Origin of the sequence: Kosakonia oryzendophytica (assembly GCF_027886705.1) — a bacterium.
Taxonomy (GTDB): domain Bacteria; phylum Pseudomonadota; class Gammaproteobacteria; order Enterobacterales; family Enterobacteriaceae; genus Kosakonia; species Kosakonia oryzendophytica.
This window is the reverse complement of the sequence record NZ_CP115659.1, coordinates 3,869,546-3,884,107: the sequence shown is the minus strand read 5'-3', so window position 1 is coordinate 3,884,107 and position 14,562 is coordinate 3,869,546. Positions and strand designations below refer to the sequence as shown.

Annotated in this window: 14 protein-coding genes; 7 read left to right on the top strand and 7 right to left on the bottom strand. The window is 55.6% G+C overall.

Annotated elements, in window-relative coordinates:
- Positions 1–124 precede the first annotated feature (124 nt).
- The gene (cueR, locus tag O9K67_RS18830) at positions 125–535 is read left to right on the top strand and encodes a Cu(I)-responsive transcriptional regulator (RefSeq protein WP_061497047.1); all 411 of its coding nucleotides are present in this window, start codon (positions 125–127) and stop codon (positions 533–535) included.
- On the opposite strand, the gene O9K67_RS18825 is transcribed toward cueR, so the two are convergent.
- The 7 genes from O9K67_RS18825 to tesA all read right to left on the bottom strand — a co-directional run bounded on the left by O9K67_RS18825 (position 489) and on the right by tesA (position 7,235).
- Complete coding sequence (locus O9K67_RS18825; RefSeq protein ID WP_061497045.1) at positions 489–1,229, bottom strand: DUF3142 domain-containing protein; 741 nt, start codon at positions 1,227–1,229, stop codon at positions 489–491. The two genes, cueR and O9K67_RS18825, sit on opposite strands and share 47 nt — an antisense overlap.
- Positions 1,199–3,418 carry a hypothetical protein gene (locus tag O9K67_RS18820; RefSeq protein WP_061500121.1) on the bottom strand — a complete coding sequence of 740 codons (2,220 nt, stop codon included), beginning with the start codon at positions 3,416–3,418 and terminating at the stop codon, positions 1,199–1,201. The genes O9K67_RS18825 and O9K67_RS18820 overlap by 31 nt, the downstream gene beginning before the upstream one ends.
- Positions 3,419–3,441: 23 nt before the next feature.
- Positions 3,442–3,900, bottom strand: coding sequence for an NfeD family protein (locus O9K67_RS18815; RefSeq protein ID WP_061497043.1), 459 nt, complete (start codon positions 3,898–3,900; stop codon positions 3,442–3,444).
- Positions 3,897–4,814 (bottom strand): SPFH domain-containing protein, encoded by a 918-nt coding sequence (locus O9K67_RS18810; RefSeq protein ID WP_061497042.1) that lies wholly within the window; start codon positions 4,812–4,814, stop codon positions 3,897–3,899. The genes O9K67_RS18815 and O9K67_RS18810 overlap by 4 nt, the downstream gene beginning before the upstream one ends.
- A gap of 84 nt (positions 4,815–4,898) precedes the next feature.
- On the bottom strand, positions 4,899–5,753 hold the full coding sequence (locus tag O9K67_RS18805; protein ID WP_061497040.1) for a co-chaperone YbbN: 855 nt from the start codon (positions 5,751–5,753) through the stop codon (positions 4,899–4,901).
- A 59-nt stretch (positions 5,754–5,812) separates the two neighbouring features.
- Entirely contained in the window at positions 5,813–6,583 is a 771-nt protein-coding gene (locus tag O9K67_RS18800) for an SDR family oxidoreductase (RefSeq protein WP_061497038.1), read from the bottom strand.
- A gap of 28 nt (positions 6,584–6,611) precedes the next feature.
- Positions 6,612–7,235, bottom strand: coding sequence for a multifunctional acyl-CoA thioesterase I/protease I/lysophospholipase L1 (gene tesA / locus O9K67_RS18795; RefSeq protein ID WP_061500119.1), 624 nt, complete (start codon positions 7,233–7,235; stop codon positions 6,612–6,614).
- Here tesA and ybbA point away from each other — a divergent pair.
- From ybbA to O9K67_RS18765, 6 genes are all read left to right on the top strand, one after another.
- Complete coding sequence (gene ybbA / locus O9K67_RS18790) at positions 7,206–7,892, top strand: putative ABC transporter ATP-binding protein YbbA (protein WP_061497036.1); 687 nt, start codon at positions 7,206–7,208, stop codon at positions 7,890–7,892. The genes tesA and ybbA overlap by 30 nt on opposite strands.
- Positions 7,889–10,303: a putative ABC transporter permease subunit YbbP gene (ybbP, locus tag O9K67_RS18785; protein ID WP_061497034.1), complete on the top strand. Its 2,415-nt coding sequence runs from the start codon at positions 7,889–7,891 to the stop codon at positions 10,301–10,303. The genes ybbA and ybbP overlap by 4 nt, the downstream gene beginning before the upstream one ends.
- A 182-nt stretch (positions 10,304–10,485) precedes the next feature.
- Entirely contained in the window at positions 10,486–11,634 is a 1,149-nt protein-coding gene (locus tag O9K67_RS18780) for a porin (protein ID WP_061497032.1), read from the top strand.
- Positions 11,635–11,935: 301 nt separating this feature from the next.
- Positions 11,936–12,772, top strand: coding sequence for a MetQ/NlpA family ABC transporter substrate-binding protein (locus O9K67_RS18775; protein ID WP_061497030.1), 837 nt, complete (start codon positions 11,936–11,938; stop codon positions 12,770–12,772).
- A 57-nt stretch (positions 12,773–12,829) separates the two neighbouring features.
- A complete protein-coding gene (gene sfbB / locus O9K67_RS18770) occupies positions 12,830–13,852 on the top strand; it encodes a virulence-associated ABC transporter ATP-binding protein SfbB (protein ID WP_061497028.1) in 1,023 nt (340 codons plus the stop codon).
- The gene (locus O9K67_RS18765; RefSeq protein ID WP_061497026.1) at positions 13,845–14,504 is read left to right on the top strand and encodes a methionine ABC transporter permease; all 660 of its coding nucleotides are present in this window, start codon (positions 13,845–13,847) and stop codon (positions 14,502–14,504) included. Before sfbB ends, O9K67_RS18765 begins: the two co-directional genes overlap by 8 nt.
- Positions 14,505–14,562: the final 58 nt, after the last annotated feature.

Genomic DNA, 14,562 nt, shown 5'->3' with positions numbered 1-14,562 from the left:
TTTGGCATAGTATGCCGCTTACTATTGTGCGCCTGACGTCAGGTCGGGTTAAAGACCCTATACTCTATGTTGTGTCGGGGTAATCATGCGGTATGGTCGGAAACACGGACTGCAAGGGGGAAATGTGAATATCAGCGATGTGGCAAAAAAAACCGGTTTGACCAGCAAAGCGATCCGTTTTTATGAAGAAAAAGGGTTGGTCACGCCGCCGTTACGCAGTGAAAACGGCTATCGCAGCTACACGCAACAGCATTTAAATGAGCTGACCCTGCTACGTCAGGCACGCCAGGTTGGATTTAACCTTGAAGAGTGCGGCGAGCTGGTCACCCTGTTTAACGATCCGGCCCGCCACAGCGCGGATGTGAAAGCGCGCACATTGCAGAAAGTGGCGGAGATCGAACGGCATATCATCGAATTGCAGCAGATGCGTACGCAACTGTTGGCGCTGGCGGATTCCTGCCCCGGAGACGACAGCGCAGACTGCCCGATTATTGATAACCTTTCGGGCTGCTGCCATCACCACGCGAAGGGTTAAGCATAAAGATCACCGTACCGCGATACCATGACGAAGCGGCAATACGCCGCTCTTCGTCACGGTTCCACTGGCCGTTTTGCACCACGCCCAGTTTAAATGGCAAACGCAGTCCGGACAGCGCAGGCAGGTAGGCAGTGTAATTGTCCACCGTGCTGCGCCCCTGGTAGCTTTGCACCACCAGCTCATCCACCGGCAGGGCGTTCAGCGTTTGCACATTGCCGGTTTTCGCCCAGTCCAGTAACCCGGTCACGCCCAACGCATACTGCGAGGGTAGACTCTTTCGCACCCGGCGCAAAAACTGTGCGTAATCCTCAAGCTGATGTGTGGCCGCGTCAAAATCTATTTGTAATCCTACAACAGCATTCCCGGCGTCGTGCCAACGCGCCAGCAGGCGAGTAAGACGCAGCAGGAGAGCGTCCGGGACATCCAGCGTGGTAAAGCGAACGGTTAGCCAGATACGCGGAAACGTCATCCGGTTGATCGGCAAGCCTTTACGTTCAAATACCGCATTGCCCGCCAGGACAACGACATCGCCCTGGTGCAGATAAACGGTATCCGCATTGCGTAATGCTGCTGTGGGACGGACGCCAGACCACAGCCAAAACGCCTGGCTACCCTCTGCCGCGAAGGCAGAGGGAGTAAGAAGCACGGCAAAAAGAGCGATCACCAGTAATATTTGAGATCTCTGGCCCATACGCTTCCAGGATAACGGCTCTTCAACTGTTGGAACCAGGCTTTACGCACCGCTTTATCGACGTCTTTGCCGCCACAATCGTTATAACCGGAGGGGGCATAGCACATGACCGCCCGGTACAGTGCATAGCTTTTATCTTCGGGTTCGGCTTTGGCATCGGCGATAACCTGCTGATATATGGCAAGACGGTGCGGCACGCCGGGGCGTTCTTCTGCGTGCGTCGCGACGTCGAGCACGTCATTACCGCCGCGATCTTTCTCCAGCGTCACGCGGGTTTGCGTAGTCCGGAAGAACTCACCCAGACAATTCAACGCGTGAGCATCGTGCGCTTTCTGGCTCAGGGTAGTGACGGTAGTCTCCAGCGGCGCGCAGAAGTATGCGGTCTCTTTCTCCGTGCCTTTCCAGCCAAAGGTACTCAGCTTCACATCATCAAATGCCTCGTCAGCAACCGGCGGCGTAATGGCAGCCACTAGGGACATATCCTGCAACCAGTCGGCGTAATGACCCTCAGTCAGATCGCGCGTCAGTAACGTGTGCAGGGCGATGGTGCGCTCTTCTTTATTGGGCCCGTGCGTGGCCTGCTGGCGTAGCAACTCCCGCGAGGCCTGCGTTTTCAGCACCAGCGAACGGTAACGCAAATTGGTCACCCGGCTGTCTGCGGCAAAAATCTGCGCCTGCGCATCACTCTCTACCAGCGTGGCCGCCAGTTTTGCTTGCAGAAGCTGTTGTTGTTCAACATCTTTACTCAGATCCAGCAGATGCAGCCAGTGCGCCTGCGCGGCGGGCCACTGTTTTTGCGCCATCAGCGCATCGCCATACAGCACCTGCTCGCTGAAGGCGAGAATATTGTGCGGGGGGAGAGACGGGGCGGGCGTAATAGCGTTCTGCACCGTGGCGTAATCCTGCTTGCTCCAGGCCAGCATCAGGCGCAGGTAATTCCACAGATCCGCATGTTTGTTCTTCTCAAAGTCGGCTTTCAGACTGTCGAGCCATGCCTGATCCACACAATGGGAACGTCCGTCGCAGGTGTTATTACGCATCAGCCGCAGCGTCTGCACAAACGTCAGCAGCGAGGCGTCTGGCGCGGTGAGAAAGGCGTCGCTTCCCCAGGTGAGATCCTGGCTTATCAGCTTGTTGTCGCTCTCGGCGATGATATCCACCAGCGCATCGGCGTTTTCGGTTTGCGCCAGTGCCTGCTCATAGAGCTTCGCCAGCGCATTTCCATCCTGTAAATACCAGTTAATACGGCGCAGCATCCCTTGTGCGGAGTCGGCGTAGCGCCCTGTCGGCCAGGTTTTCAGATAGCTTTCTGCGGCCTCCCGCGCCTGCTGTGCGAGGGCTTTATCCACTTTATGGACATCGAAATCGCCATACTCGCCGTTGGCATTTGCGCTACTGGCATTGAGCGCATTGCGCATCAACATATAACTGGCCGTCTCGGCAAGCCACGGCTGCTGGCTGGTTTTGAGGGTCGTAAATATCTGCCCTGCGGCGTCAAAATCGCCTGCGTAGAACGCATTCGCGCCTTGTAAATAGGCCTGAAATCCCTGTGCTGGCGATCCTTGCGGGAATGAAAGTGCTTTTACCGTTTGCTCGCTGGCTTCTGTGCCGTTTACGGCCATACGCGCTTTTGCCAGAGCCTGACGTTGCTCATGGCTCAGTGAGGTATCAGCGAGCAGTGCGGCGAAAAAGGCGGAAAGCGTTTCGTCATTACGCGAAACAAAGCGATTTTCCAGTTCATCTTGCTGGATCGTTGCATTACTGGCTTCCTGGAGATCGGCACCCTGCGCGGTCATGCGCTGAAGCACGGCATCCGTTGCGGCATCAGGATCCAGCCCCAGCGCCGTCATCTGGTGATGCAGTGTCTCTTCCACCGGTGTTTCTGCGGTAGTCGTGGCTGTCGGCGGCTGGCTGGTCGGGTTATCCATATGGATGCCGAAATAGAAATCCCGGCTACGGGTGATGTCTGCCGGAACGGGTTGGCGTAGCGGCGTAAAGTTTTTCGGTTCATCCACCAGACGCAGCAGATTATCGCGCGTGTCTGTGTTGATGGCGAGTACCGGCGGACTGACGATAAAACAGCCCGCGTGACCCCAGGGGCAGTAATCCATATCAAACGACGCCAGCGCCGGAGCACTGGCGGCAAACGCCAGGCATACGCCCAGCGCAAGATGGCTTTTGGGTGCGATCACGTCGGATCCTTGTGGTGTTATTATTTGCTTACGGCTTTTATGCGCAAGGTGATGCCTTCTACGGCAATCACTTCCACATGCTGGCCGGCGGGTAAGTCTTCCTCGGCGCTGACAGGCCATGAACTGTCGCCGACGCGCATATGACCGCGGCCGTTAACCAGCGCGGTATCCAGTTGAAAACGTCGGCCTGTCAGTTGCTGCCCGCGCAGGTTAAGCGACGCGTCAGCGGGCTGTTGCTGCTTCACCCGGCGCGCCAGCCATTGCCACCATAGCCAGGCAGCCAGCATGGTCAGTACGGCGAACAGCACGCCTTGCCACTCCCAACTAAACGGTAAAACCCACGCCAGTAATCCGGTGAACACGGCTGCTACGCCGCTCCATAACAGGTAGCCATTACCGCCGAGCATTTCGGCGGCAAGCAGCAACCCGCCGAGCGTTAGCCAGGCAAGATAAGTATGTTCGAGCAGCAGCGGGATCATCGTTTATTTCGCTCGCTGGCGCTGTCTTTGATCAGCTCCGTGATCCCGGCGATAGACCCCATCAGGCTGCTGGCATCCAGCGGCATCATCACGACTTTGCTGTTATTCGCCGACCCGATTTGCTGCAATGCTTCGGTGTATTTTTGCGCCACAAAGTAGTTCACTGCCTGAATATCCCCGGCGGCGATGGCTTCCGAAACCATCTGCGTAGCGCGCGCTTCCGCCTCTGCCGAACGTTCGCGGGCTTCTGCTTGCAGGAATGCCGACTGGCGATCACCTTCCGCTTTCAGGATTTGCGACTGTTTTTCCCCTTCCGCTTTGAGGATCTCCGCCTGACGCACCCCTTCGGCCTCGAGAATATAGGCGCGTTTGGTACGCTCTGCCTTCATCTGCGCATTCATTGAGGCAATCAGTTCCGCGGGCGGACGCACGTCGCGAATTTCAATACGCGTCACTTTTACACCCCATGGGTTTGTTGCTTCATCGACGATATGCAGCAAGCGCGTATTAATGCTGTCACGCTGTGAGAGCATTTCGTCCAGCTCCATTGAACCCAGTACGGTACGGATGTTGGTCATGGTCAGGTTGATGATCGCCAACTCCAGATTGCTCACCTCATAGGCGGCACGTGGTGCATCGATCACCTGAATAAAGCACACCGCGTCAATGGTGACATTCGCGTTGTCTTTCGAGATAACTTCCTGAGAGGGGATATCGAGGACTTGTTCCATCATATTGATCTTACGACCAATACGATCCATAAAAGGCACCACCAGGCTCAGACCCGGCTGCAGTGTCCGGGTAAAGCGTCCAAAGCGTTCCACGGTCCACTGGAAGCCTTGCGGTACGATTTTTACGCCAGAGATAACCACCACCAGCGCAACGAAGATAAAAACCAGAATGACGATTGGCATCAAAAAAACCTCCTGTTTAATTTGATGCCATCTTAGCCCGAATTGGCGATCAAAACAGCACGATCGCCAAATTTGGCAGGAAGATTAGTAGAGCAGAGAGTAAAGCTGGCGACGATACTTCGACGCCAGCGCATCACCGGTACCCAGTGCGGCCAGAATTTCCTGCAGCATTTTGCGTGCTTCGCCGTTTGCGGCGGAGAGATCTTTACGCAAATGGCTGAACAGCAGTTCAAGCGCTTCTTCGTTGCGCCCCACCTGGTGCAATTGCAGTGCAAGCTGCGTCGCCAGCAGCGCGTCGGCCGGGTTCTCTTCCACCTGTTTTTGCAACTGTTGGATTTCCGGCGTATCAGCGGCTTTCTTCAGTAGCTCAATTTGCGCGATCAGTCCCTGATAGCGAGTGTCCTGGTCCTGTAGCGGCACGGTTTTGAGAACGTTTTCTGCTTCATCTGCACGGTGTAAAACGATCAGCGTTTCCGCCAACAGCAGGCCGATTTCGCTGTTTTGTTGAGAAAGCTGCCAGGCGTCTTTCAGCAGCGGCAGGGCGTCGGCGTGTTTTCCTTCCTGCATCAGCAGCATAGCTTCCTGAGCTTTCAGCTCTTCTTCGCGCGGCAGGACTTTATCCAGCAGGGCGCGAATGGCCTCTTCCGGTTGCGGCCCCTGGAACCCGTCTACCGGTTGCCCGTTCTGGAACAGGTAGACGGTCGGGATCGCACGCAAGCCAAACTGTGAAGCCACCAACTGTTCGGCGTCGCAATCCACTTTTGCCAGCACAAATTGCCCGTTGTACTGCGCGGCCAGATTTTCCAGCACCGGGGTCAGTTGCTGGCAGTGCTGGCTGCGATCTGACCAGAAATAGAACAGCACCGGCGTCGCAACGGACTGCTCCAGTACCTGTTGCAGATTGGCTTCGGTAATATTGACGATATTCTGTACGGACATGTGGAATTCTCTGTTTTTACTGTTTAGTACTACATGGGGACAGGCAATACGCCTTCAACTCACCTGTGTAAAATTTTATCCATCACGCGTGCGGGCAGCAGGCGCTTCAACAGACTTACAACCCAGGTGACCAGCGTAACCGGATAGCGCATTTTGGGATGATTGCTCTCGAAAGCATGGCGTACTTTTGCCACTACTGCCTCCGGGCCGAGGGTAAAACGTGCGGCAATGCCGGGGTTTTCCACCGGTTTATCGCTTTGTGTCTGATTCACATTGTCGGTAAAGCGCGTACGGATGGGACCGGGTTCAATCAGGCTCACCTTAATGCCGCTATGGCGCAGCTCCATTCTCAGTGCATCCGACCAGGCTTCCAGCGCATATTTACTGGCAGCATAGGCACCGCGCCCGGGGGTAGAGATCAGGCCCATAACCGACGAGGTCATCACAATGCGCCCTTCGCCGTGGGGCAGCATGGCTGGCAGCAGGCGGAGGGTGAGTTGGTGCGTGCCAAAAAAATTGCTGGAAAATTGCTGTTCAAGCTGTTCGCGACTGATCGTCTCCAGCGGGCCATAGACGCCATAACCGGCGTTATTGAAGAGCCCATATAGCCGATTTTCGGTCAGTGCGATCACTTCATCCGCGGCACGATCAACGCTTTGCGGATCATCCAGATCCAGTAACACACCGGTAAATCCTTCCCGGTCCATTCGCGCGACGTCATCCGGTTTGCGACAGGCCGCCAGCACGCGAAAACCCTGGCGTTTCAGTTCGCGTGCGCTTTCCAGACCAATGCCGCTGGAACATCCTGTAATTAAGACCGTTTTTTGCATAACTTTACCTGAGGGCGTCCCTGATTGATCAGGAGTCGTGGTTAACTAAAGGAGCCAACCGTGTCGCCATCCAGTCTGCGATAAACGGCTGGGCGTCACGGTTGGGGTGAATGCCATCATCCTGCATCCACTGCGGTTTCAGATATACCTCTTCCATAAAAAAGGGCAGGAGAGGCACATCCAACTCTTTGGCAAGCTTAGGATAAATGGCGCTGAACGCTTCATTATAGCGGCGACCGTAGTTGGCGGGCAGCCGAATTTGCATCAGCAATGGTTCAGCGTTGGCGGCCTTGACCGTCTGCACTACCTGGCGCAGCGTTTGTTCCGTCTGTTGAGGCGCGAAACCGCGCAAACCATCGTTGCCGCCCAGCTCCACCAGCACCCAGCGAGGTTGGTGCTCTTTCAACAGCGCGGGTAACCGCGCCAGCCCCTGCTGCGATGTGTCGCCGCTGATGCTGGCGTTCACCACGGCGGGCTTTTGCTGCCATTTATCGTTGAGCAGCGCAGGCCAGGCAACATTCGCCGCCATGCGGTATCCGGCGCTCAGACTGTCGCCAAGAATCAACAACGTGTCCGCCGCAGCGGCGCGGAAGGTTAACAAAAGCAAAAAAAGGAAGGGCAAATGCCAGCGGAAAACATTGTTGAAGTTCATCATCTTAAGAAGTCCGTCGGTCAGGGGGAGCATGAACTTTCCATCCTTACCGGAGTTGAGCTCGTTGTCAAACCAGCCGAGACCATTGCCCTGATTGGCGAATCCGGTTCCGGTAAGTCGACGCTGCTGGCGATACTCGCCGGGCTGGATGACGGCAGCAGTGGCGAAGTCAATCTACTGGGGAAACCGCTACACACCATGGACGAAGAGGCGCGGGCGCAGTTGCGCGCGCAGAATGTCGGTTTCGTCTTCCAGTCTTTTATGCTTATTCCCACCCTCAATGCCCTGGAAAACGTCGAGTTACCGGCATTGCTGCGTGGCGAAAACAGTGGCAAAAGCCGCGCCAGTGCCAAAGCATTACTTGATGAGCTGGGGCTCGGTAAACGTCTTGATCACCTTCCGGCGCAGCTTTCCGGCGGCGAGCAGCAGCGTGTCGCGCTGGCGCGCGCCTTTAATGGCCGGCCAGCTGTGCTGTTTGCCGATGAACCCACCGGTAACCTGGATCGACAGACCGGGGACAAGATCGCTGATCTGCTTTTTTCCATGAACCAACAATTCGGCACCACGCTGTTGTTGGTCACGCACGATCTGCAACTGGCGGCGCGCTGCGACAGGCGTTTGCGGCTGGTCAACGGTGAACTGCGGGAGGAAGCATGATTGCCCGTTGGTTCTGGCGCGAATGGCGCTCGCCGTCGCTGCTGATTGTCTGGCTGGCGCTGAGCCTGGCGGTAGCCTGCGTGCTGGCGCTGGGCAATATCAGCGATCGAATGGAGAAAGGGCTGAGCCAGCAGAGCCGGGAGTTTATGGCGGGCGATCGGGCGCTGCGCAGTTCCCGCGAAGTACCGCAGGCCTGGCTGGATGAAGCACGGAAAACCGGGCTCACCGTGAGCGAGCAGATCGGCTTTAATACCATGACCTTTGCTGGAGAGACGCCGCAACTGGCAGATGTGAAAGCGGTTGATGATATCTACCCTATTTATGGCGAGTTACAAACCCAGCCGGCGCATTTGAAGCCGCAGGCAGGCAGCGTGCTATTGGCACCAAGGTTGATGGCGCTGCTGAATCTGAAGGTTGGCGACAGTATTGATGTCGGTGATGCCACCTTGCGTATCGCCGGGGAGGTCCTTCAGGAACCGGATGCCGGCTTTAACCCCTTCCAGATGGCACCGCGGTTGCTAATGAACATCGCGGATGTGCCAAAAACCGGAGCAGTGCAGCCGGGCAGCCGGGTGACCTGGCGTGTGAAGTTTGGCGGTACGCCTGAACAACTGGCGGCGTATGAAAAATGGTTGCTGCCCCAGTTAAAGCCGGAACACCGCTGGTACGGGCTTGAACAGGACGACGGTGCGCTGGGCAAATCTTTGCAACGCTCGCAGCAATTTTTACTGTTATCGGCGCTACTCACGCTGTTGCTGGCGGTTGCGGCAGTGGCGGTGGCAATGGGGCATTACTGCCGCAGCCGCTACGATCTGGTGGCGATCCTCAAAACATTGGGGGCCGGGCGGGCGCAGTTGCGTAAGCTGATCGTCGGCCAGTGGATGCTGGTGCTGGTTCTCGCGGTTGTGACCGGTGGGGCAATAGGGCTGCTGTTTGAAAAGATATTAATGCTGCTGCTCAAACCGGTTCTGCCCGCAGCATTACCGCCAGCCAGCTTGTGGCCGTGGCTATGGGCTGTGGGTGCAGTGGTGGTGATTTCTGTGCTGGTGGGGTTACGCCCGTACCGCTTACTGTTGGCAACGCAACCGCTGCGCGTGCTGCGTCGGGATGCGGTGGCGGATCTCTGGCCGCTGAAATTCTATGTGCCGGTGATGTGTGCTATCGCAGTGGTGTTACTGGCCTGGCTGATGGGCGGCAGTATGCTGCTCTGGTCGGTGCTGGCAGGCGCGGTGGTGCTGGCATTGTTGTGTGGCCTGGTCGGATGGTTGTTGCTTAACGTGCTGAAAAAAATGACGTTAAAAACGCTACCGCTACGTCTTGCGGTCAACCGTTTACTGCGCCAGCCCTGGTCGACGTTAAGTCAGCTATCGGCATTTTCGCTCTCCTTTATGTTGCTGGCGATGCTGCTGGTCTTGCGTGGTGATCTGCTGGATCGCTGGCAGCAGCAGTTACCGCCGGAAAGCCCGAACTATTTCCTGATCAATATCGCGCCGGAGCAGGTGACGCCGTTGAAAGCCTTCCTCTCTGAACATCAGGTGATCCCGGCGTCTTTCTATCCGATTGTGCGGGCGAGGTTGACGCAAATTAACGGTCAGTCAACGGACGGTAACCCGGATGAGGCGCTAAACCGCGAGCTAAATCTGACCTGGCAAACGCAACGTCCGGACCATAACCCCATCACCGCCGGAAGCTGGCCACCGAAAGTGGGCGAAGTCTCGATAGAAGAAGGGCTGGCGGAAAGGCTGGGTCTGAAACTGGGCGACAGCGTGACCTTTACTGGCGATACCCAGTCGTTCAGCGCGAAAATTACTAGTCTGCGCAAGGTCGACTGGGAAAGCATGCGGCCAAACTTCTTCTTTATTTTCCCGGCCGGGGCGCTGGAGGGGCAGCCGCAAAGCTGGCTCACCAGTTTCCGTTGGGAAAACGGCAACGGCATGCTGACGCAGCTTAACCGCGAGTTTCCCACCATCAGCTTGCTGGATATTGGCGCGATCTTAAAACAGGTCGGACAGGTTCTGGAGCAGGTGAGTCGTGCGCTGGAAGTGATGGTGGTGCTGGTAACTGCTTGCGGCGTGCTGCTACTGCTGGCGCAGGTGCAGGTCGGCATGCGTCAGCGTCATCAGGAGTTAGTGGTCTGGCGTACTCTGGGAGCCGGAAAGCGGTTACTCCGTACCACGCTGTGGTGTGAATTTGCTCTGCTGGGACTGGTTTCCGGGCTGGTGGCAACGATTGGCGCCGAGACCGCCCTGGCGGTACTGCAAACACGGGTGTTTGACTTCCCGTGGGCGCCGGATTGGCGTTTGTGGGTCACCTTACCGTTATGCGGCGCGCTGCTCTTGTCGCTGTGCGGCGGCTGGTTGGGGCTCCGATTGCTAAAAGGCAAGGCATTATTCCGTCAGTTCAATAATTAACAGTGATTATCATCACACACCGGTCATGTCTACCGGTGTGTTTGTATTTCTATGTGTAAGCATTTACACATCAAATATTTAGTAGCACAAATCATTAAAAAATCCCTATAAACGTTCCGTTTATTACAGATAGTATCTGCATGCTAAAAATTATTTAGCAGTGTCTATCTCAAGGGAAAAACATGAAAATAAAAACAACTGCCGTGGCGACAGCCATCGGCGCAGCAGTGGCATTGATGTCTTTTGCAAGCCAGGCGGAAATCACCGTCCTGAAACAGGATCCAAAAGCGGGCGATCCGCTGAGTCGTTTGAATTTCACCGTAGGTGGGTCTATCCGCGCGCAGTTTGATAACGCGATGGGTGACATGGACAAAACATCCTACAAACGTAACGGGTATGACGGCGGCACTCGCTTCCGTTTTGCTGCGGATTACTACCTGTTCGATGATATTAGCTGGATCAGCTACTACGAACTGGGCGTGAACGTTCCGGCGGTATTCGACTGGGACAGCCATTATGCTGCTGGTAGCAACTATACGTCTCGCCGCATGCTGTACACCGGTCTGAAAAGTAAGACTTGGGGTACCATGACCTTCGGTCAGCAGAACAGCGTGTACTACGATGTGGTCGGTGCGAAAACTGACGTCTGGGACTACGATATGAAAGCTCAGGCGCCGGGTAACGGTGTGAAAGGCGACTACGACGGTTCTTATCGTTCACGCAAGATGCTGAAATATAAAAACAGCTTCGGCGATGTTGATCTCTACGCATCCTACCTGTTCGAAGATACCGATCTGCTGTTACCGAATAGCATCCGTTACAAACGTAATGGCGGCGGTTCACTGGGTGTTGATTACCATCTGGCCAAAAACCTGTCATGGGGTACGGCGTGGAACTACACCAAAGCCAACGTGCGTAACAGTACGTCGGGTGATACCGATTCTTACAGCCAGAACATCTACGGTACTGCGCTGAGCTGGACGCCGGACAACTGGACTCTCTCCTTCGGTGGCGGTTGGTATGAAAATTTCCTCACCACGGGGCAGAAAAATGTTCACGACTACTTCGCGGGCGACGCGTGGGGTATTGAATATTACGCCGGATATAAAATTCCGGTGGCTCAGTATGGGCTCAAATATGTCCAGCCGTACGTGATGGGCGACCGCCTGAAATACACCACCGGTCGTTACTATGAACGTATCGACAACGGTCTGGGCGTAACCTTCCAGTTGGATTATGGTTTCCGTGTTGATTACGAACACGTGTTCACCAACAGCACCGATAAAAAACTGGGCGATATGAACATCGTTCGTCTGCGTTACGACTTCTGATAAGTTGACGGGTATTTGCCGGATGGCTTCGTTAAAATCCGGCAATGCTTAGCAATAAAAAGCATAACGAGAGTGCCAGCACCCTGCTCCGGGTAGGGCTTTTCGTTATGCTTCATCGCCTTACCTCACCAATATCTCCCCGCCATTCAGTGACATAGTTCACAGCAAGTTGAATTTTTTTCAATTACCGCCGCGTTGCGTTTGTGCCATCTTAGTCGACAGCCTTATTCACAGGGTGAAAATGGAACGCGGCGCATTGCACGGCGCGTCACACAGCAGACCAACTCGTTAGGGAGAATTTATGGGACGTCGTCTCAGTTTGCGCGCCTTCGTCGGCGCATTACTTCTGGTATGTGGTTTACCGTTTGCGCATGCCAGCAGCGATCCGCACACCATTGTGTTCGGTGTGGCGCCGGGGCCGTATGGCGATATGGTCAAACAGGCGATTGCGCCATCGCTGAAAGAGAAGGGCTATAACGTCGTGGTGCGCGAATTCAGCGATTACGTGCAGCCTAACATGGCGCTGTCGAACGGCAGCATCGACGCCAATCTGTTCCAGCATAGCCTCTATTTCGATAAATTCACTGCCGATAAGGGCCTGAAGCTGACCAAACTGTTGTCAGTGCCAACGGCGGGAATGGGCTTTTATTCCCATAAAATCAAGAGCCTGGATGAGCTGAAAAAAGGCGACATTGTGACGCTGTCCAATGACCCGACCAATCTGGCGCGCGGGCTGCGCTTCCTGCAATCACTCAATCTTATTACCCTCAAAGAGAGTATTGACCCGACCAAAGCCTCCGAGCGGGATATTGCCAGTAACCCGAAAGGGCTGGTGTTTAAACCGCTGGAAGCGGCGCAGTTGCCGCGCACGCTGGATAGCGCGACGGCATCACTGGTCAACGGTAACTTCGCCATTGCCGCCGGAATGGATCTCTCTTCAGCGCTGAAACAAGAGCATCTGGATGAGAACCTGAAAAACATTATTGCCGTGCGCACCGACGATGCGGACAAGCCCTTCGCCAAAGACATTGTCGAAGTGGTGAAATCGCCCGCCTATCGCGCAGTCATCGACGATCCGAAAAACATCTTTACCGCCTTCCAGAAACCCGAATGGATGGCCGTCGCCGACAAAAAATAAACATCAGGTTGGGTTCACGGGCAGGCTACGGCCTGCCTTTTGCTGTTTGAGGTTGACATGATTGAAATAGAAAAGGTTTGCGTGGATTTTCCCGCAGGCCGCGGCGCGACGGCAACCACCCGGGCGGTGGATGACGTGACGTTGCGTATTGCGCCGGGTGAGATCTTCGGCATTGTGGGCACCAGCGGCGCGGGCAAAAGTACGTTGCTGCGTACGCTGAATGCGTTACAGCGGCCGAGCCAGGGGAGCGTAAAAATTAATGGCGTGGCGATTTCTACACTTCATGGCGCAACGCTGCGTCAGGCGCGTCAGCGTATTGGTATGATTTTTCAGCATTTTAACCTGATGCATACCCGCACCGTGGCACAGAATGTGGCCTTCAGCCTGAAGGCGGCGGGCTGGGCGCGTGCGAAGATCGCCCCACGCGTGACGGAAATCCTTGAGCTGGTCGGATTGAGCGATAAAGCGAACCGCTATCCCGTGCAGCTTAGTGGTGGGCAGAAACAGCGTGTTGGCATTGCTCGTGCCATTGCCAATCATCCGGATGTACTGCTCTGTGATGAGCCGACTTCGGCGCTGGATCTGGAAACGTCTGCCACCATTCTGGCGTTACTGAAGCAAATCAATCAACAACTGGGCATTACCATCGTGCTGATCACCCATGAGATGAATGTGATCAAATCGATCTGCGATCGGGTGGCGGTCATGTCCGGCGGTAAGGTCGTGGAAGAAGGGGCGGTGTTTGATCTCTTTGCCCATCCGCAACATGCTTTTACACAGCAGCTGGTGTCGCACACGCTCAATTTAACCCTGCCGGAACGCCTGCGGGAGCATCTACCGGGGCAGCTACTGAAGATCCTGTTTATCGGCGATTCCGCCGAGCAGCCGGTGCTCTCCGATGCCGCGGTGAAATTTGGCGTGGCGGTCAATATCCTGCACGGCAAAATTGAGTACATCGGCGAGAAAGCGCTGGGGATTTTGGTGGTTCAATTAACGTCTGCGGACAATCCTGCCGCTGTGAGCGAAGCCGTTGACTATATTCGCAACCGTACCGCACAGGTGGAGGTGATCCGTGGATGATTTAGTGGCCGATCTGAGTCTGGCCTTTGGCGAAACCTTCCAGATGCTGAGCATCTCAACGGTGCTGGCAATCTTTGGTGGCTTGCCGCTTGGTTTCCTGATTTTCGTCACCGACAGGCATCTGTTCTGGCAAAACAGAGCGGTTTACCTGGCGAGCTCCGTGTTGGTGAATGTGATCCGCTCGGTGCCGTTCGTGATCCTGCTGGTACTGCTGCTGCCGTTAACGCAGTTTCTGTTGGGGAATACCATCGGGCCGATTGCGGCGTCGGTACCGCTGTCAGTGGCGGCGATAGCGTTTTATGCCCGGCTGGTAGACAGTGCGCTGCGCGAGGTGGATAAAGGCATTATTGAAGCGGCGGAGGCTTTTGGTGCCAGCCCGTTACGCATTATCTGCACCGTATTGTTGCCGGAAGCCAGCGCCGGGTTGCTGCGTGGCCTGACGATTACGCTGGTCAGCCTGATTGGTTATTCGGCGATGGCGGGGATTGTCGGCGGTGGTGGCGTGGGTGATCTGGCGATTCGCTACGGCTATTACCGCTACGAAACGCAGGTGATGATCGTCACGGTGGTGGCGCTGATTATTCTGGTTCAGGTGGTGCAGGTGCTGGGAGACTGGCTGGCAAAACGCGCCGATAAACGCGATCGCCATTAGTACTGCGTTTTGCATGCAAGCCCGCTAAGCGTAGACGCCAGCGGGCATTTCTGCCGGA

Coding starts and splice junctions, on each gene's coding strand:
- O9K67_RS18815 (WP_061497043.1), bottom strand. CDS start 3,900: ATGATCCCGCTGCTGCTCGAACATACTTATCTTGCCTGGCTAACGCTC.
- ybbA (WP_061497036.1), top strand. CDS start 7,206: ATGCCAGCGGAAAACATTGTTGAAGTTCATCATCTTAAGAAGTCCGTC.
- O9K67_RS18810 (WP_061497042.1), bottom strand. CDS start 4,814: ATGCCAATCGTCATTCTGGTTTTTATCTTCGTTGCGCTGGTGGTGGTT.
- O9K67_RS18780 (WP_061497032.1), top strand. CDS start 10,486: ATGAAAATAAAAACAACTGCCGTGGCGACAGCCATCGGCGCAGCAGTG.
- tesA (WP_061500119.1), bottom strand. CDS start 7,235: ATGAACTTCAACAATGTTTTCCGCTGGCATTTGCCCTTCCTTTTTTTG.
- O9K67_RS18800 (WP_061497038.1), bottom strand. CDS start 6,583: ATGCAAAAAACGGTCTTAATTACAGGATGTTCCAGCGGCATTGGTCTG.
- O9K67_RS18825 (WP_061497045.1), bottom strand. CDS start 1,229: ATGGGCCAGAGATCTCAAATATTACTGGTGATCGCTCTTTTTGCCGTG.
- O9K67_RS18805 (WP_061497040.1), bottom strand. CDS start 5,753: ATGTCCGTACAGAATATCGTCAATATTACCGAAGCCAATCTGCAACAG.
- ybbP (WP_061497034.1), top strand. CDS start 7,889: ATGATTGCCCGTTGGTTCTGGCGCGAATGGCGCTCGCCGTCGCTGCTG.
- sfbB (WP_061497028.1), top strand. CDS start 12,830: ATGATTGAAATAGAAAAGGTTTGCGTGGATTTTCCCGCAGGCCGCGGC.
- O9K67_RS18775 (WP_061497030.1), top strand. CDS start 11,936: ATGGGACGTCGTCTCAGTTTGCGCGCCTTCGTCGGCGCATTACTTCTG.